At 68.3% G+C, this 16,558-nt stretch carries 12 protein-coding genes; 4 read left to right on the top strand and 8 right to left on the bottom strand.

Annotated elements, in window-relative coordinates; translation table 11 throughout:
- Nucleotides 1-7 precede the first annotated feature (7 nt).
- Nucleotides 8-976: a LacI family DNA-binding transcriptional regulator gene (locus ACT9TC_RS07025; RefSeq protein WP_458042650.1), complete on the top strand. Its 969-nt coding sequence runs from the start codon at nucleotides 8-10 to the stop codon at nucleotides 974-976.
- On the opposite strand, the gene ACT9TC_RS07020 is transcribed toward ACT9TC_RS07025, so the two are convergent.
- The 5 genes from ACT9TC_RS07020 to ACT9TC_RS07000 form a co-directional block, all read right to left on the bottom strand.
- Nucleotides 960-3,110 carry an alpha-galactosidase gene (locus ACT9TC_RS07020; protein WP_458042649.1) on the bottom strand — a complete coding sequence of 717 codons (2,151 nt, stop codon included), beginning with the start codon at nucleotides 3,108-3,110 and terminating at the stop codon, nucleotides 960-962. The genes ACT9TC_RS07025 and ACT9TC_RS07020 overlap by 17 nt on opposite strands.
- Nucleotides 3,111-3,208: 98 nt before the next feature.
- Nucleotides 3,209-4,534: an ABC transporter substrate-binding protein gene (locus ACT9TC_RS07015; protein WP_458042648.1), complete on the bottom strand. Its 1,326-nt coding sequence runs from the start codon at nucleotides 4,532-4,534 to the stop codon at nucleotides 3,209-3,211.
- Between the two features lie 54 nt (nucleotides 4,535-4,588).
- Entirely contained in the window at nucleotides 4,589-5,395 is an 807-nt protein-coding gene (locus ACT9TC_RS07010) for a carbohydrate ABC transporter permease (RefSeq protein ID WP_458042888.1), read from the bottom strand.
- Between the two features lie 101 nt (nucleotides 5,396-5,496).
- Nucleotides 5,497-6,423: a carbohydrate ABC transporter permease gene (locus ACT9TC_RS07005; RefSeq protein ID WP_458042647.1), complete on the bottom strand. Its 927-nt coding sequence runs from the start codon at nucleotides 6,421-6,423 to the stop codon at nucleotides 5,497-5,499.
- Nucleotides 6,420-8,426 carry a beta-galactosidase gene (locus ACT9TC_RS07000; protein WP_458042646.1) on the bottom strand — a complete coding sequence of 669 codons (2,007 nt, stop codon included), beginning with the start codon at nucleotides 8,424-8,426 and terminating at the stop codon, nucleotides 6,420-6,422. Before ACT9TC_RS07000 ends, ACT9TC_RS07005 begins: the two co-directional genes overlap by 4 nt.
- 141 nt (nucleotides 8,427-8,567) lie before the next feature.
- Here ACT9TC_RS07000 and ACT9TC_RS06995 point away from each other — a divergent pair, with 141 nt between their 5' ends.
- Nucleotides 8,568-9,584: a LacI family DNA-binding transcriptional regulator gene (locus tag ACT9TC_RS06995; protein ID WP_458042645.1), complete on the top strand. Its 1,017-nt coding sequence runs from the start codon at nucleotides 8,568-8,570 to the stop codon at nucleotides 9,582-9,584.
- 354 nt (nucleotides 9,585-9,938) lie between these two features.
- Here ACT9TC_RS06995 and ACT9TC_RS06990 read toward each other — a convergent pair whose 3' ends face one another.
- Nucleotides 9,939-11,228 (bottom strand): DUF222 domain-containing protein, encoded by a 1,290-nt coding sequence (locus tag ACT9TC_RS06990; protein WP_458042644.1) that lies wholly within the window; start codon nucleotides 11,226-11,228, stop codon nucleotides 9,939-9,941.
- Between the two features lie 237 nt (nucleotides 11,229-11,465).
- Between ACT9TC_RS06990 and ACT9TC_RS06985 the strand changes: the two genes are divergently transcribed.
- Complete coding sequence (locus tag ACT9TC_RS06985; protein WP_458042643.1) at nucleotides 11,466-12,602, top strand: glycerate kinase; 1,137 nt, start codon at nucleotides 11,466-11,468, stop codon at nucleotides 12,600-12,602.
- Here the strand turns inward: ACT9TC_RS06985 and pgm are convergent.
- Nucleotides 12,599-14,242, bottom strand: coding sequence for a phosphoglucomutase (alpha-D-glucose-1,6-bisphosphate-dependent) (gene pgm, locus ACT9TC_RS06980; RefSeq protein WP_458042642.1), 1,644 nt, complete (start codon nucleotides 14,240-14,242; stop codon nucleotides 12,599-12,601). The two genes, ACT9TC_RS06985 and pgm, sit on opposite strands and share 4 nt — an antisense overlap.
- 129 nt (nucleotides 14,243-14,371) lie before the next feature.
- Here pgm and pheA point away from each other — a divergent pair, with 129 nt between their 5' ends.
- Nucleotides 14,372-15,328, top strand: coding sequence for a prephenate dehydratase (gene pheA / locus ACT9TC_RS06975; RefSeq protein ID WP_458042641.1), 957 nt, complete (start codon nucleotides 14,372-14,374; stop codon nucleotides 15,326-15,328).
- A gap of 85 nt (nucleotides 15,329-15,413) precedes the next feature.
- Here pheA and ACT9TC_RS06970 read toward each other — a convergent pair whose 3' ends face one another.
- Nucleotides 15,414-16,499: an LLM class flavin-dependent oxidoreductase gene (locus ACT9TC_RS06970; RefSeq protein WP_458042640.1), complete on the bottom strand. Its 1,086-nt coding sequence runs from the start codon at nucleotides 16,497-16,499 to the stop codon at nucleotides 15,414-15,416.
- Between the last annotated feature and the right edge of the window lie 59 nt (nucleotides 16,500-16,558).

Here is a 16,558-nt window from a genome sequence, read left to right as displayed (position 1 = left end):
ACCGTCGATGGCCGATGTAGCGGCTCTCGCCGGTGTCTCGGCTCAAACGGTGTCGCGGGTCGTCAACGCGAGCCCACGCGTCGACCCCGAAACGCGGCACCGCGTCGAGGCCGCGCTGGCCCGATCCGGGTATCGCGTCCACCGCGCCGCGCGCGCCTTACGAACGGGTCGGACCGGCATCATCGGGGCCGTGGTTTCCACCCTTGCCACGGTCGGCAACTCGCTCATGCTGCAGTCTGTCGTCGACGAGGCATCCGTCCGCGGATACTCCGTCGTCATCGCCCGTATCGGCGCGGACGGACCAGCGGAGGCCTTCGAGAGATTGCGCGAACAGGGCGTGGATGGCGCGATCGTCGTGAACGAGGCATCCGCTCTCCTCCGCGACGTGACGCTGCCCGACGAGCTGCGCCTCGTCGTCGTCGATTCGCCCCCCGACTCGCGCTACGCCGGAATCGAGACGGCGCACGCCGACGGTTCCGCCGCGGCGACGCGACACCTTCTCGAACTCGGCCACCGCGCGATCGCTCACATCGCCGGGCCCGACTCTTCGTATGCCGCCGCCGAGCGCGAGCGAGGTTGGCGCGAAACGCTCACAGCCGCGGGGTGCCTTCCCGGCCCGTTGGTGCGAGGGCAGTGGACCTCGGCGTCGGGGTTCGTGGCGGGTGGATGGCTGATGGATGCCGGTGCGCCGACCGCCTTCGTCGTCGCCAACGATCAGATGGCGCTGGGTGTGCTGCGCGCGGCGATGGAGCGCGGAATCCGGATCCCCGAGCAGCTCAGCGTGGTCGGGTTCGATGACGTCGACGATGCGCAGAACTACAGTCCCGCGCTCACGACCGTGCGCCAGCCGTTCGACGAACTCGGGCGCCGGGCGGTCGCGGCGGTGCTGGATGACGCCGAGGCGGGCTCGCGAGAGGTCGTGCCAGCGCCGCTCATCGTCCGGGCGAGCACGGCGGAGTTCACTCCACGCGGGTGAACTCGAGCAGCGTCGCGCTGCCCGGGTTGAGAACCGGCATCGGCAGCCCGACTTCGCCGAGGAGCCGTCCCGAAGCGGTCAGGGGTGCGGGCATCCAGGCGGGCGCCTGCACCTGGTGCAGGTCGCTGTTCCCGAGTTCAGTCCGCGCCCGCACGACATAGGTCGCCGCCGGGTCGAGTCCGGGAACGCGCACGCGCATCGCGCCCCCGCTCGTTGAGGGGGCCAATCGCACCCAGGCGAACACGGCGTGGTCGCCGCTCGGCGAGACGATGCCGTGCAGCAGCGCGCCCTCGTCCACACCATCGGCCCGCACGGTGACCCCGGCGTGCAGGAGCGGCCGCAGTTCGCGGTACAGCTCGCTCCACGCCCGCAGCGCCTGCCGTTCGTCGTCGGTGCACCCGGTGATGTCCCACTCGATTCCGGCATGGTCGAACAGGGCCGTGACCATTCGGAACGACAGCGACGCCGTGCGGTGGGTCGTGTGGGCGCGCGCCGGCCCGACGTGCGAGCCCACGATCTCGGGCGGCAACAGCACGCCGGTGAACCGCTGGATCAGCTGGCGCTCAATCGGGTCGTTCGTGTCCGAGGCCCACACGCGCTGCGCGTGCGAGAGCACGCCCAGGTCGACGCGCGCGCCGCCACTCGCGCACGATTCGATCTCGAGTCGCGGATGCCGCCGGCGCAGTTCGTCCATCAGTGCATACGCTGCGAGCACCTGGTCGTGCACCGCGGGTCGACCGTTCGCGCGAGACACAGCGGCGTGCAGATCGCGGTTGTGATCCCACTTGACGACGTCGATCGCGTTCGTGCCGATGACCTCGTCCATGCGCTCGAGGATGTGGTTCCATGCGTCCGGTTGGGTCAGATCGATCGCGAGCTGGTGACGCCACAGCGGCTGCGACCGAGCGGTGCCGAGGATCCACTCGGGGTGGGTGCGGGCGAGGTCCGAGTCCGGGTTGATCATCTCGGGCTCGAACCAGATGCCGAACTGCATGCCGAGGCCATGGACGAGATCCGAGAGGCCCCGGAGGCCGTCCGGCCAGGCATCCGTGTCGATCGTCCAGTCACCGAGTCCCGACCGGTCATCGGGGCGTCCGGTGAACCATCCGTCGTCGAGGACGAACCGCTCGACGCCGACGGATGCCGCGGTGCGGGCGAGTTCGCCGAGCCGCTCGGGATCGTGGTCGAAGTAGACCGCCTCCCAGGTGTTCAGCACGAGGGGTCGGGGCGAAGTGGGGTAGGCCGGCAACGACCGTACGGCCTCGTGCAGACGGGCGCTCAGCCCGTCGATGCCGTCGGCGCTGAAAATCAGGAGCGTCTCGGGGGATTCGTACGACTGCCCGGGTCCCAGACGCACCTCACCTGCGAGCAGCAATTCACCCGCGGACATCGCGGTGGCATGTACTCCCGCACCCTCGGGCAAGCGCTCGACGGCGGTGTCGAGGTTGCCGCTCCAGGCAGTGTGGCAGGCCCACACGCGGCCGCTGCGGAAGCCGAAGCCCTCGGTTCCGGTGATCGTCACGAACGCGGCATCGTGGCCGGTCCGTCCGCGCCGGTTTTCACGCACGTGTGCCCCGAACGTGATAGGCGTGCGCTGGGCGCGACGCTCGCCCGTCCAACGACCCGTGAAGTCGAGGATTTCGTCGACCTCCGTCGGCAGGGGCGCGAGAGCGCGCACCGCGACGAGATCGAGGGGATCGCCGGCAGTCGCGGTCGAGGTGACGCGCACGCGGTGGCGCAGGATCCCGAAGCGATCGAGGTGCAGCGTGAGGTCGACGGATGCTTCGGCCGCCGCATCCTCGAACGAGAACACCACCGTCTCGGCGTCGGGGCGGGCCGTCGAGATCAGCGCGGGGGCCGGGTCGGCGTGCTGCCCGCCCCGGTGCCATTCGAGTGCGGGGCGGCCGGACCATCCGCTGCGCTCGGTCGCGAGCAGCGGGAACAGCCGGGGGGAGTCGAAGCTCGAGTACGAGACGCCGCCCGTGCTCGTGACCGTGAGGGCGGCGGTGTCGGATTCGTCGAGCGCAGTACCCCAGTGCAGGATCCGCGGCTCGGGGTCGATCGCGATGACGACGCTCACCCCCGCGGCGCGCAGGTGCACGGCTTCCGGGAACGTCTCGACGATCTCTGACATGCTTGCTCCTCGCAGAACATCGTCCGTGAGCGCCCGGTGAGGCGCCCACGGACGATGTGGGTGTCGTGCTGACTACTCAGAAATTACTCTGCGACTGTCTACTCGGCTACCGGGATCGACTGCGCCTCGAGCGTCTTGATCGTCGCGGCCTGTCCAGCTTCGAGCGCCTCGAGCAGGGTACCGCTGCCGCTCACGGCGGCTTTGAAGCCATCCGAGATGTCGGCGTAGGTCTGCGTCATGGTCGGGCCCCACACGAAGTCGGGCGAGACCTCGGTTGCGGCCTGCGCGAACACATCGTAGATCGCCTGGTCGCCGTAGAACTCCACGCCCTCGGCGAGGGTGGGAAGCTCGAGTCCGCTCAGCGCGGCCGGGTAGATGTTCGCCGAGGCGTTCAGAGCCGCGAGTGCTTCGTCCGATGTGTTGAGCCACAGGGCGAACTTGGCCGCCTCGTAGACGTAGTCGCTGCCCTTGAGTACCGCGACGGACGAGCCGCCCCAGTTTCCGCCTTCGGCGTCTCCGGCGCTCCACTGGGGGAGTGCCGCAACGCGCCAGTCACCGGCGGTGTCGGGCGCTCCGCTGGCGATGGAGTTCGCACCCCACACGGCCGAGGGCCACGTCCACGCGGCGCCCGAGTTGTAGGCGTTGTTCCACTCGTCGGTCCACGCGGGGACGGTCGAGACCAGGTCTTCGGCGATCATCTGTTGCCAGTAGTCGGCGACCGTCGTGGATGCCTCATCCGTGAAGTCGACCGTCCACGCCGAGCCGTCGTTGGCAAACCACTCGCCGCCGCCCTGCCAGACGAATCCGGCGAACTGGTTGATGTCGCCCTGCGAGAAGTTGGTGATGTAGCCACCGAGTTCGCGGATCTGGCGAGCCGCGTCCATGTACTCCTCCCACGTCGTGGGGATCGCGATGCCGTTCGCCTCGAACAGGTCGGCCCGGTAGAACAGGCCCATGGGTCCGATGTCCTGCGGGATTCCGTAGACGCTGTCTTCGGTGCCGAGGCTGACCTGGCCCCATGCCCAGTCGACGAAGTCGCCCTCAGCTGCGACGACCTCTTCGCAGGCGCCGAGGTCTTCGATGCCGTCCTGCACGCGGAAGTTCGGCAGTGCGTCGTACTCGATCTGACCGAGGTCGGGCGCGTTGCCGGCTGCGATCTGGTTGAAGAAGTTCTGGTACGTCCCGCTGTTGCCGTTGGGGCCGGTCTGAACCTTGACCTGGATGTCGGGGTTCTCCTCGTTCCAGATCTCGACGACCTCTTCGATGCCGGGGATCCACGAGGTGAACTCGAGCGTGACGTCCTCGCCGGCGGGGGCGCAGGCCTCGGCCGAGCCGCCGTTGTCACTGGAACCGGCGGCACAGCCGGACAGCGCCAGGGCGCCGACCGTCAGGACCGCCGCTGCTGCTTTGTAGCGAAGGTGCATGTGATTTCCTTTCGGGGTGGATCGCCGGGCGGGTCGTTCCGCTCGACGGGGGACTTACTTCAGGGCTCCAGCGCCCAATCCGTTTCGCCAGAAACGCTGAAGCAAGAGGAAGGTGATGATCAGGGGGATGACGGATACCAGGGCCCCGACGAGTACGAAGGATCGCAGCTCGGGGATCTGGTTCAGCTGCGTGTTCCAGCTGTAGAGACCGAGGATGACGGGGAACAGTTCTTCGCTGCGCAGCATGATGAGCGGCAGGAAGAAGTTGTTCCAGATCGCGACGAACTGGAAGAGGAAGATCGTCACGAGCGCGGGGGTCATCAGGCGGACACCGACGGTGAAGAAGGTGCGCACCTCGCCGGAGCCGTCCAGGCGGCTCGCCTCGAGCAGTTCGTCCGGCACGGACTGAGCCGCGAAGATGCGCGCGAGGTAGACGCCGAACGGGCTGACGATCGAGGGGAGGAAGACGGCCCAGAACGTGTTGGTCAGCTGCACCTGGCTGAAGAGCAGGAACAGCGGCAGCGCGAGCGCCGTGGTGGGAACGAGCACGCCGCCGAGCACGACGTTGAACAGCAGGTCGCGGCCGGGGAAGCGGTACTTCGCCAGGGCATACCCGGCCATCGCCGCGAGGATCGTGGCGACCGCTCCGCCGAGCCCGGCGTAGAGCACCGAGTTGCCGAGCCAGCGCAGGTACACCCCGTCGCGGTAGGCGAAGACCTCACCGATGTTGGTGAAGAGCTGGAAGTCGGCGAACCAGAGGGGGTTCGTCGTGAGGATCTGGCTGGTGTCTTTGCTCGAGGCGACGAGCAGCCACCAGAGGGGCAGCAGGAAGTAGATCGTGAAGACGCTCATCACGATCATCGCCGAGAGGCGTGGCACGCGCGGTTCGCGGATGCGTGTGGTGCCGTTCTCCTGGGTGCCGTTCTTCTTGAGGGGGGCGGAGGTGACTCCTGCGGTAGCGCTCATTCCTGTGCATCCTTCCGCTGGGTGTACTTCAAGAATCCGAACGAGAGCACGAAGGTGGTCAGCGCGAGGACGACCGAGAACGCGGCCGCGAGGTTGGTGTTCGGGATCGCCGCTGTTGCGATGACGGTCATGTTCGGGGTGAACGTGCTGGTGACGGCCGAGCTGAACGAGCGGAAGACCTGCGGCTCGGCGAGCAGCTGGAGTGTTCCGATGATCGAGAAGACGGCGGTCAGCACGATGGCGGGGCGGACGAGCGGGATCTTGATCGACCAGGCGATGCGGAACTGCCCCGCGCCATCCAGTCGCGCCGCCTCGTAGATCTCGGTGGGGATCGACAGCAGTGACGAATAGATGATGAGCATGTTGTAGCCGGCATAGACCCAGGTCACGACATTCGCGATCGACCACAGCACGAGGTCGGCGCCGAGGAAGTCGATGTTCTGCGTGATGGCGGTGAACGGCGACAGGTTCGGCGAAAGCAGCGACCCCCACATGATCGCCGCGATGACGCCGGGTACGGCGTAGGGAACGAAGTAGGCGAGGCGGAAGAAGCGGCGGCCGCGGACGAGCGACGAATCCAGCAGCAGGGCGAACACGAGAGCGAGCCCGAGCATGATCGGCACCTGCACGACGCCGAACACGAGCATCCGTCCGACCGATGTCCAGAATGCGTCGCTCTGGAAGACCTGCACGTATTGGGTCAGGCCGCCGAAGACGAGGGTGGCTTCGCCGAACGTGCCCTCGCGCTGCACGACGAGCAGCGATTGCCAGAAGGCGTACCCGATCGGAACGAGATAGAACAGGGCGAACAGGATGCCGAAGGGCAGGAAGAGCGCGAGGATCGCACCCTTGTGGGGGACGCGGATGCGTCGTGCCCGAGCGGTCGGCTCGGCGGTGGGCCCCGCGGATGTCGCGACGGTCATGCGGACTCCTCGATGATGCGGACGCCGCCGGCCGGGACGACGACCCTGCCCGTGACGGATTCCTGGTGGACCAGATCGTGTCCATGCGCCGTGACGGTGGCGTCTTCGGCGGTGTGGTTGATGGCGAAGAGGATGCTGCGTCCCTGGCCCGTGCGACGGATCAGATCGAGTCTTCCGTGATCCGGGAGAAGCTGCGGTACTCCCGCCTCGACGACGAGACGTTGGATCAGCGTGAGGTAGCTCGCGTCGTCCGGGGTCGTCGCGAGGTACCAGGCGGCTCCGGCACCGTGGGCGCGGCGGGTGATCGCGGCGGAGCCCTGCGCGGGTCCGTCGACGAAGGTGCTGAGAACGTCGGCGTCGACCACGTCGATGCGCTCGCTCCAGATCGACCCGATCGTTCCGTCCGACAGGCGGACGGTGGTGTCGGGATGCAGCGGCGCGAACTCTTCGACACGGAGTCCGAGCAGGTCGCGGAACGCGGCGGGGTAACCGCCGAGGCCGACCCGGTCGTTTTCGTTGACCGTGCCGCTCGCAAACGTGATCAGCACGCTCGCGCCGCGCTCGGCCGCGGCGGCGATGTCGTCCGCTTCGCTATCGCGCACGAGGTGCAGGGCCGGTGCGATCACGAGGTCGTAGCCCGAGAGATCGGAGCCCGGGCGGACGACGTCGACGGTGACTCCCGCGGCGTCTAGTGCGCGGTGCGCCGCATGTACCTGGTCGAGATACTGCACCGCCTCGCTGGGGCGACCCTCGCCCTCGAGCGCCCACCAGCTCTCCCAGCTGAAAAGGAGTGCGGTCGATGCGCTCACGCGGGTGCCGGTGACGGGGGCCAGGCGCTCGAGCAATCCGCCGAGCTCGACGCTCTGCCGCCACAGTGCGCTGTCGGTTCCGGCGTGGGGGAGGAGGGCCGAGTGGTACTTCTCCGCGCCCTGCGCGGATGCGCGCCACTGGAAGAAGCAGATGCCGTCGGCGCCGCGCGCGAGGTGGGTCGAGATGGTACGGACGAGCTCGCCCGGAGCCATGGCGATGTTGTACGGCTGCCAGTTCACGGCGCTCGTGGAGGTCTCCATGAGCAGCCAGGGGTCGCCACCGGCCAGGCCGCGGGTCAGGTCGGCGGCGAAGGCCACCTCGCCGGTCGGGTCAGGAAGGCGGCGGTCGATGTAGTGATCGTTGGCCACGACATCCATCTCGCCGGCCCACGTCCAGTAGTCCTGCGTGCGGATGTGCGCGGTGGCCATGAAGTTCGTCGTGACCGGCGCGTCGCTGTGGCGGCGGATGATCTCGGCCTCGGCGCGGTAGAGGGCGAGCCCTGCGTCGGAACTGAAGCGCGCGAAGTCGAGCATCTGACCCGGGTTTCGCAGCGACAGTGCTGCACGCGGGGTGAGGATCTGGTCCCAGGCGCTGTAGCGCTGGCTCCAGAAGCTCGTACCCCAGGCGGCGTTGAGCGCGTCGATCGTTGTGTAGCGGGCTTCGAGCCAGGTGCGGAAAGCGTCCACGCTGGCGTCGCAGTGGCAGAGCGCGTTGTGGCAGCCGATCTCGTTCGAGACGTGCCAGAGGGCGAGCGCGGGGTGCGAGCCGTAGCGTTCGGCAACGGCCTCGACGACGGCGGCGGCGTGCGCGCGGTAGATGGGCGAGCTCGGGCAGAATGCCTGGCGACCGCCCGGGTAGCGGCGCGTGCCGTCCTCGACCATGGGCAGCATCTCGGGGTACGCGGTGCTCAGCCACGGCGGGGGCGAAGCGGTGCCGGTGCCGAGGTTCACGCGGATGCCGTTCTCGTGCAGCAGGTCCATCATCGCGTCGAGGTCGTCGAAGTTCCAGACGCCGGGGGCGGGGTTGATCGAGGACCAGCCGAAGATGTTGATCGCGACGAGCCCGATGCCGGCTTCGCGCATGAGCGCCATGTCTTCGAGCCAGGTCGCGCGGTCCCACTGCTCGGGGTTGTAGTCGCATCCGTAGAGGACGCCCGGGTTCTGGGCGAGATCAGCGACGACAGCGGCGGGCATCCGGTGCGCTCCTTTGCGTAGGTTCTGTGCACGTGCACACATTCGAGCGAAAAACTCGCCCACAGGAAATGTGTGAACGTGCACATGTTGCCACGGGTACGGCGCGATCGTCAAGCGGATGTGCTCGCTAGGCTGTCGAACATGCCCCCGGTTTCCGCTCAACCCCGACGCAGTACGGTGCACGATGTTGCCCACGCGGCCGGCGTCTCGCGAGGAACGGTCAGTCGGGTCTTGAACGGCGGGTACGTCTCGGAGGTGGCCCGCGAAGCGGTCGAGCGGGCCATCCGAGCCGTCGGATACGTGCCCAACAACGCCGCACGTACGCTCGTTCGTCAGCGCACGCAGGCCGTTGGCTTTATCGTGCACGAGCCGCACTCGCTGTTCCTGGAAGACCCCAATATCGGTGGCATCATGCTCGGCACGAACGCGACGCTGTCGGAGGCGGACTATCAGATGGTGTGTCTGGTGGTGGATTCGCGACGCGACACCGACCGCGTGGCGCGTTACCTGTCCGGCGGGTTCGTTGACGGTGTCGTGATCGTCTCGGCGCGACGTGAAGATCCGATCACGGATGTCGTCGAGCGCCTGGCTCTGCCCGCGGCATTCGTGGGTCACCCACCGGGAATCAGTGCCGCCTGGGTGGGCGTCGACAATCGGGGCGCGGCGCGCGAGCTGACGAATCGCTTCCGGGCATCTGGTCGTCGGCGGATCGGGATGATCGCCGCGGCTCTCGATCGTGATTCGGGTTCCGACCGCCTGGCCGGGTTCCGCGAAGCGATGGGCGAGGACTTCGACCCGACGCTTGTCGAAGAGATCGCGCTCTACTCGTACGCGGACGGCGTCGTCGGCATGACTCGTCTGCTCGAGCGGGTGCCCGACATCGAGGGCGTTTTTGCGGCTTCGGATGCCGTGGCCGCGGGTGCCATCGAGGCGATCAAGGCATCGGGGCGACAGGTGCCGGTCGACATCGGTGTCGTCGGTTTCGACGACAGTACGTGGGCGCGGCGCACGGTTCCGGCGCTCTCGACCGTGCACCAGCCCGCCGAGGGCCTGGGGCGTGCTGCCGCCACCGCCGTGCTCGCTCAGCTCGCGGGCGAGAGCTTCTCGGACTCGGGGCAGCTGCTTCCCACCCCGATCGTCTGGCGCGAGTCGGCGTAGGAGGTTCCCACGCTCCCTGAGCTTGTCGAAGGGAGCAGCCAGGCGTTGCGTGCGACGGCGCGGGCCCGGTCGTTGAGCGCCCTTCGGCAAGCTCAGTGGCCGCGGAGCGAGTCGAAATGCTTGCCGCGACGGATGCTGGGGCGGATGGTGTGGTGGGGTCTCGTCATTTCGTCTCGGCCGTTCGGGCCTCGCTCAATGACGGGGACCGGGTTCGCGCAGCGGGTCACTTCGACAGGCTCAATGACGGGGACCGGGTTCGCGCAGTGGGTCACTTCGACAGGCTCAGTGACCGGGTTCGCGCAGCGGGTCACTTCGACAGGCTCAGTGACCGTGTGGCTCAGTGACCGGGGTGTTTCAGAACGGTGGTGGGTCCGTGTTCGGCGTGAAGAGGACCAGCGCGGGTGGGGGTTTGTCGATGTAAACGTGACCGCCGGGTGAGGTCCATTCCAGGACTCCGCCGCCGAGTTGCCGGACGGTCCACGCGGTTTCGCCTTTGAGGGTGTGGTGGCGTTTGCAGAGGCAGGCGAGGTTGCAGACGTCGGTGTCGCCGCCCAACGCATAGTCGAGACTGTGGTCTCGATCGCACCGGTGGGCGGGTTGTCGGCATCCAGGGAATCGGCAGTGCTGATCACGGGCGCGGAGGAACCGTTTCATATCCGCCGACGGCGTATACCGGTCGACGGCGAGGACACATCCCGTGATCGGGTCGGCGAGGACCCGGTCCCATCCGGTCGCGTGTCCCGCGAGTTGCCGGGCCGTGGCGGGGTCGATCGGGCACCGTCCGACCAGTTCGGCGGGCTCGTCCGTGACGCCGGCCAACGCGAGGGCGGGGATGGTGACGTTCACGATCGCTTGGATCGACCCGAGCCCACCAAATCCGTCGGACATTCCCGCGCCGGTCTGGGCGTCGGGTGTGGTGGTGAGGAGCATGTCCGCGACAAGGTCCGCACGGATCTGATCTATCGTCCGCACATCAGACGGGTCGGCGTTCTTGATCGCCTTGGCCTGCTGCGTGATGCGGTCGTGTATCGCGTGGGCGAGTACCGCGGGTTGGATGGTGCTGAACTCTGCCATCCCATCCCCGATGTCCCGCACACCGACACCCCGCGAAGCACGGGCTTCCTGGTGGCTTTCCGTCAGCGTTCGGGGCTGCAGCGTCTCTGCCAGTCGGGCGAGCGCGGACCCGAGCCGTCCGGGTGTCGTCCCCTCAGCCCGGACCACAGCTTCGTGCTCGAACACGGCACGCGCGTCCGCGTCGGTGAGCGGCATCCCGTGCTCCATGATCACCGCGACATGCCGCGCGCTGACCCGGCCCTCATCCCACGCGTCAAACGTTGCGGGGAACGCTTCGGCTAACACGGCGGCGTCGTTCATCCGGCCCTGCACGGTGCGATCGGACATGCACGCCGCGACCGCCAACTCCGCAGCCAAAGCACGAAGAGGCAGTTCTGCCTCACGCGAGGACGTCGACCCCAACTCAGCGACTCGACGCATCCCGAGATCCGCCGCATCCGCCAGCACCCGCGCCTGCGCAGCCTGCGCACGAGCGACCGCCCGCGACGCGTCCGCGAACCGGATCGCGAGGTCACGCGCCTCGGTATCGACGTCGCAGATGTCAGCGACGCGATCGTTGTTCGAATGCATGTTCTAAACTCTACGGATCACCACCGACACCCGAACCCCGAAAAGCTCCCACATCACGCCAGAATCGCGCCGAAAAGATGAGAGTTCTCACATCTCACCGCGCTCGTGTCGATAGGAGAAACGCATTCACTTCGACAGGCTCAGTGACCGGGTCGGCGTAGCAGGTCACTCCGCGGTGGGCTCAGTGACCGGGGCGCTCCCCGAGCCCACCGCGGAGTCCGCGAGATGATGGGCACCATGCCGCGAATCGTGATGGCTCCCGACAGCTTCAAGGGCACCGTGGCGGCGGCGGATGTCGCGGCCGCACTTGCCGATGGCTGGCGTTCGGTGCGCCCCGCCGACGAGATCATCGTGGCCCCCATGGCCGATGGCGGTGAGGGGACGCTCGACGCCATCGCGGTGGGCGCCGCGAGCGTCGCCGGCGCGGTGCGTGTGCACGTCACGGTTCCGGGTCCGGCGGGGGAGCCCGTCGAGGCCGCGTGGCTCCGTCTGCCCGCAACTAACGCAGCGCCCGAGGGTGTCGGCGTGGTCGAACTCGCGCAGACGTCGGGCATCGAGCTGCTCGAGGGACGCCCCCGTCCCTGGACCGCTTCCACGCGCGGGTTCGGCGTCGCAATAGCGGACGCGCTCGCGGCCGGTGTCTCGCGCCTCGTGCTCGCGATCGGATCGAGCGCTTCGACGGACGGCGGAGTCGGGATGCTGCGGGCGCTGGGCGCACGCTTCGTGGACGCCGCGGGTGACCCGATCGGCGACGGCGCGGCGGGCCTCGAACAGCTCGTCGCCGTTGACCTGGGCGACCTCGCCAAACGACCGGCTGGCGGCGTGCGTGTTCTCACAGACGTGACGAACCCGCTGCTCGGCCCTCTCGGTGCCGCGGCGGTCTTCGGGCCGCAGAAGGGGCTCGATGCTGCCGGAGTCGTTCGCGCCGATTCGGCCCTCGAACGTCTCGTCGGGCTGGTGCGCGGGTTCGATCCCGAGACGCCCGGCGCGGGCGCGGCGGGCGGAACGGGATGGGCACTGGGTGTCTGGGGAGCCGAGCTCGTGACCGGCGCGGCCGAGGTCGCCGATCTGACCGGACTACGCGGTGCCGCGGCATCCGCTCAGTTCGTCGTCACGGGTGAGGGTGCGTTCGACTCGCAGTCCGCGGCGGGCAAGGTCCCGGCCTACGTGGCCGGGCTAGCGCCGGGGCGTGCCGTTCTGGTCGCGGGGCGGATAGACCCCACGGCCAATACCTCGGTGTTCGAGGCATCCGTCTCTCTGACCGAACTGGCCGGATCGAGCGAGCGTGCCCTGGCGGAACCGACGGACTGGCTGCGAGCCGCCGGTGCTCACCTTGCACGCGAACTCGGGCCCCGGCTCGACCCGTGCGGTTAGGAGTCCCCGAGCGCGGCCGCGACGACCGCGCGGGCCTCTTCTTGCACCTCGGCGAGGTGTTCGGGCCCGCGGAGGGATTCGGCGTAGAGCTTGTAGACGTCCTCGGTGCCCGACGGGCGGGCGGCGAACCACGCGTGCTCGGTCTGCACCTTCAGCCCACCGATCGCCGCGCCGTTGCCGGGAGCGTGCGACAGCTTGGCCGTGATCGGCTCGCCCGCCAGTTCGGTCGCCGTGACGGCATCCGGTGACAGCTTCGACAGCGTCGCCTTCTGCGCGGGCGTCGCGGGTGCATCAACACGTTGGTAGGCGGATGCGCCGAACTCCGCCTCGAGCTCGGCGTAGCGCTGCGATGGGGTCTTGCCCGTGACGGCGAGGATCTCGGCGGCGAGTAGAGCGAGCAGGATGCCGTCCTTGTCGGTGGTCCAGACCGAGCCATCCGTCCGCAAGAACGAGGCGCCGGCGGACTCTTCGCCACCGAAGGCAACCGAGCCGTCCAGCAGCCCGGGCACGAACCACTTGAAACCGACGGGCACCTCGAGCAGGCGACGACCGAGCGATTCGGTGACCCGGTCGATGATCATCGAGGACACCAGCGTCTTGCCCACAGCCGCGTCGGCCGACCAGCCCGGCCGGTGCGCGAACAGGTAGTCGATGGCGACGGCGAGATAGTGGTTGGGATTCATCAGCCCGGCGTCGGGCGTGACGATTCCGTGACGGTCGGCATCCGCGTCGTTGCCGGTCAGGATGTCATACTCGTGGCGCCGTGCGACGAGGGATGCCATCGCGTTGGGCGACGACGGATCCATGCGGATCTTCTCGTCCCAGTCGAGCGTCATGAATTTCCACGTCGGGTCGACATCGGGGTTCACGACGGTCAGGTCGATCCCGTACACCTCTGCGATCAGGGCCCAGTACTCCACCGAGGCGCCGCCCAGCGGGTCGGCTCCGATGCGGACGCCCGCCTTTTTGATCGCCTCGATGTCGATGATGTTGGCCAAGTCGCGCACGTAGGCGTCACGGAAGTCGTAGCGCCCGAGGCCGTCGATGTCGATGTCGGCGTGACGAACCCGCGCGACCCCCTCGAGACCGGCGGTGATCAGCGCGTTGGCGCGGTCCGCGATCCACGACGTCGCGTCGGTGTCGGCCGGGCCTCCGTGCGGCGGGTTGTATTTGAAGCCGCCGTCGCGCGGCGGGTTGTGGCTCGGCGTGACGACGATGCCGTCGGCCCGGCCCGCATCATCCGCGGGTCGTCCGTTGTTGTAGGCCAGGATCGCGTGGCTGAGCGCCGGCGTCGGCACCCACGCGTCACGCGCATCGACCCGTACATCCACGCCGTTCGCGACCAGCACCTCGATGGCCGTCCGCTCGGCCGGCAGCGACAGCCCGTGTGTGTCACGACCAAGGAAGAGCGGGCCGGAAATGCCCTGGGCGGTGCGATAGTCGACGATCGCCTGGGTCGTCGCCAGGATGTGGTCTTCGTTGAAGCTCGTCGACAGCGACGAACCGCGATGACCGCTCGTGCCGAACGCGACGCGTTGCTCGGGGATCGACACATCCGGCTTGCGGTCGTAGTAGGCGGCGATCAACGCGTCGACGTCGATCAGATCGGATGCTTCGGCTAACTGTCCTGCGCGGCTCATCGTCCTAGTCTGCCTCGCCGGGGCGGCTGGGTCACCTTCTCGGGCGTTACCGGTGCGCCGACGCATCTTCAATGTGTCGCGAGGCCCGCAAAAATAGGCTTCGCACGCGCGGGACTAGGCTGAGTGCTCGTGACAGCCGCCTCCGAACCCGCCCGCCGCACCTACAGCTTCCTCGGGCCCGCCGGCACGTTCACTGAGGCGGCGCTCGCGCAGGTACCCGAGGCCCGCGGTCACCAGTGGGTTCCGGTGCACAACGTCGGTGAGGCGCTCGCGGATGTCGTCGAAGGCCGGTCGGATGCCGCGATGATCGCCATCGAGAACTCGATCGATGGCGGCGTCTCGACAACGCAGGATGCTCTAGCCACCGTCCCCGGTCTGCGCATCATCGGCGAGTACCTCGTCCCGGTGAACTTCGTCCTCGTCGCTCGCCCCGGAACGACGCTCGCCGACGTGTCGCTCGTGGCGGGGCATCCGGTCGCCTACGCGCAGTGCCTGCAGTGGCTGACGCGCGAGCTGCCGGCCCACGCGCACATCCCCGCCGCGAGCAATGTGGCCAGTGCCATCGGGCTTCTCGATGGCACGAGCGATGCCGATGCCGCGATCGCGCCCCCGACCATCACCGAGCACCACGACCTCGAGGTGCTGGCCGAGAATATCGGCGACAATCCGAATGCCGTGACCCGCTTCGTCCTCGTCGGGCGGACGGTCGCGCCCACCCCACCGACCGGGGCCGACAAGACCTCGCTGATCGTCGAGCTTCCGAAGGACTACCCCGGTGCGCTGCTCGAGTTGCTGGAGCAGTTCGCGACCCGCGGCATCAACCTGAGCCTGCTCGCGTCGCGCCCGATCGGCGATGCCCTCGGTCGCTACCGCTTTGTCATCGACGCCGACGGACACATCCAGGATGAGCGGATGGCCGACGCACTACTGGGGCTTCGCCGCTTCAGCCCCAAGGTGATCTTCCTCGGCTCGTATCCGCGCGCCGACCGCGTCGTCGTGCGCTACCCCGACCGGTACTCCGACGACATCTTCGTCGAGGCCCGCGACTGGTTGCGCGGCCTGCTCAGCGGCGAACCCGGCGCCTGAGCCCCGGCATCCGGTTCACCCGTCGCATATGGCGGGTGTTGGGCGCTGAACCCGCCATTCGTGACGGGTGAATCAGGCTGGCGCGTCAGACGACCGGCGCCGACACCTGCTCTGCGATCAGCTCGAGGGTTTGGATGCGACCTTCGGATGTCTCAAGCGGCTCCGCGTCGTAGGCTCCGCCGACGGGTGACAGCATGACCTCGTCGACGCCGTGCTGCGCGGCAAACGCCGCGAGTCCGGATGCCACATCCTCGCCGGTACCGATGAGCCAGCGTGACCGGGCGGCTTCCATGAACGACACAGCCAAGCCGTCGGACAGACCACCGGTGCCGTCGCGCTGCGCCGCCTCTGCCTGCTCAACGGTCTCGAGCGGCGTGAGGGGCTTGTTGGTGCGCAGTCGCGCCATCATCCGCAGTTGCGGGAGGGCTCGAGCATCCGCTTCTTCCGCCGTCGGAGCGGCGACCGCGTTGATCGTGAGCAGTGTCCGCGGCTCGGGGTGCGCTTCGTTCGGCACGTACTGGTCGCGGTACAGCGACAGAGCGCGCTCGAGGCCCTCACCCGAAAAGTGGTTGGCGAAGACGTACGGCAGGCCGAGCGAGGCTGCGAGCTGCGCCGAGTAGTCGCTCGAACCGAGCAGCCACACCTCGGGCGAGGCGGAAGCCGCGGGCGTCGCGTGCACCGTGTATTCGCCTCCGCTGGTGAAGCGGAGCGTCGCGCCGCCGGGCGAACTCATCGCCAGGATGTCGCGAATGTGGTCGGGAAAGCGGTCGACGTCGCTCGTCGCCCCGGACTGGCGGAGCAGCTGCGTGATGACGGGGTCGCTGCCCGGCGCGCGGCCGATGCCGAGATCGATGCGACCGGGCGCGATGGCCTCGAGCGCCGCGAACTGCTCCGCGACGATGAGTGGCGCGTGATTCGGCAGCATGACACCGCCTGAGCCGACCCGGATGCGTTCGGTGCGCGACGCGGCGGCCGCGATCAGCACGGGCGGGGTGGTCGACGCGACGGCGGGCATGTTGTGGTGCTCGGCGAACCAGTAGCGCCGATATCCCAACCGGTCGGCATGAACGGCGAGGTCGAGGGATGCCGCGACCGCTTGCGCGCTGTTCTGGCCCGCGCGAACGGGCACGAGGTCGAGAACCGACAGGGTGGGGGCTGCGTGAGAAGTCATCACGGTGTTTAACCGCGAGGGGCGGGCTCCGCATTCCCGTGAGATCGGGCGGGTCGCTT

Source organism: Microbacterium sp. HM-570 (assembly GCF_054165885.1).
The sequence above is the reverse complement of the archived record's forward strand: the minus strand, read 5'-3'. Positions and strand labels throughout refer to the sequence as shown.

Bases quoted from the DNA above. Each gene is read 5' to 3' on its own strand.
- ACT9TC_RS07025 (WP_458042650.1), top strand. From the start codon at position 8: ATGGCCGATGTAGCGGCTCTCGCCGGTGTCTCGGCTCAAACGGTGTCG.
- ACT9TC_RS07020 (WP_458042649.1), bottom strand. From the start codon at position 3,110: ATGTCAGAGATCGTCGAGACGTTCCCGGAAGCCGTGCACCTGCGCGCC.
- ACT9TC_RS07015 (WP_458042648.1), bottom strand. From the start codon at position 4,534: ATGCACCTTCGCTACAAAGCAGCAGCGGCGGTCCTGACGGTCGGCGCC.
- ACT9TC_RS07010 (WP_458042888.1), bottom strand. From the start codon at position 5,395: ATGATCGTGATGAGCGTCTTCACGATCTACTTCCTGCTGCCCCTCTGG.
- ACT9TC_RS07005 (WP_458042647.1), bottom strand. From the start codon at position 6,423: ATGACCGTCGCGACATCCGCGGGGCCCACCGCCGAGCCGACCGCTCGG.
- ACT9TC_RS07000 (WP_458042646.1), bottom strand. From the start codon at position 8,426: ATGCCCGCCGCTGTCGTCGCTGATCTCGCCCAGAACCCGGGCGTCCTC.
- ACT9TC_RS06995 (WP_458042645.1), top strand. From the start codon at position 8,568: ATGCCCCCGGTTTCCGCTCAACCCCGACGCAGTACGGTGCACGATGTT.
- ACT9TC_RS06990 (WP_458042644.1), bottom strand. From the start codon at position 11,228: ATGCATTCGAACAACGATCGCGTCGCTGACATCTGCGACGTCGATACC.
- ACT9TC_RS06985 (WP_458042643.1), top strand. From the start codon at position 11,466: ATGCCGCGAATCGTGATGGCTCCCGACAGCTTCAAGGGCACCGTGGCG.
- pgm (WP_458042642.1), bottom strand. From the start codon at position 14,242: ATGAGCCGCGCAGGACAGTTAGCCGAAGCATCCGATCTGATCGACGTC.
- ACT9TC_RS06970 (WP_458042640.1), bottom strand. From the start codon at position 16,499: ATGACTTCTCACGCAGCCCCCACCCTGTCGGTTCTCGACCTCGTGCCC.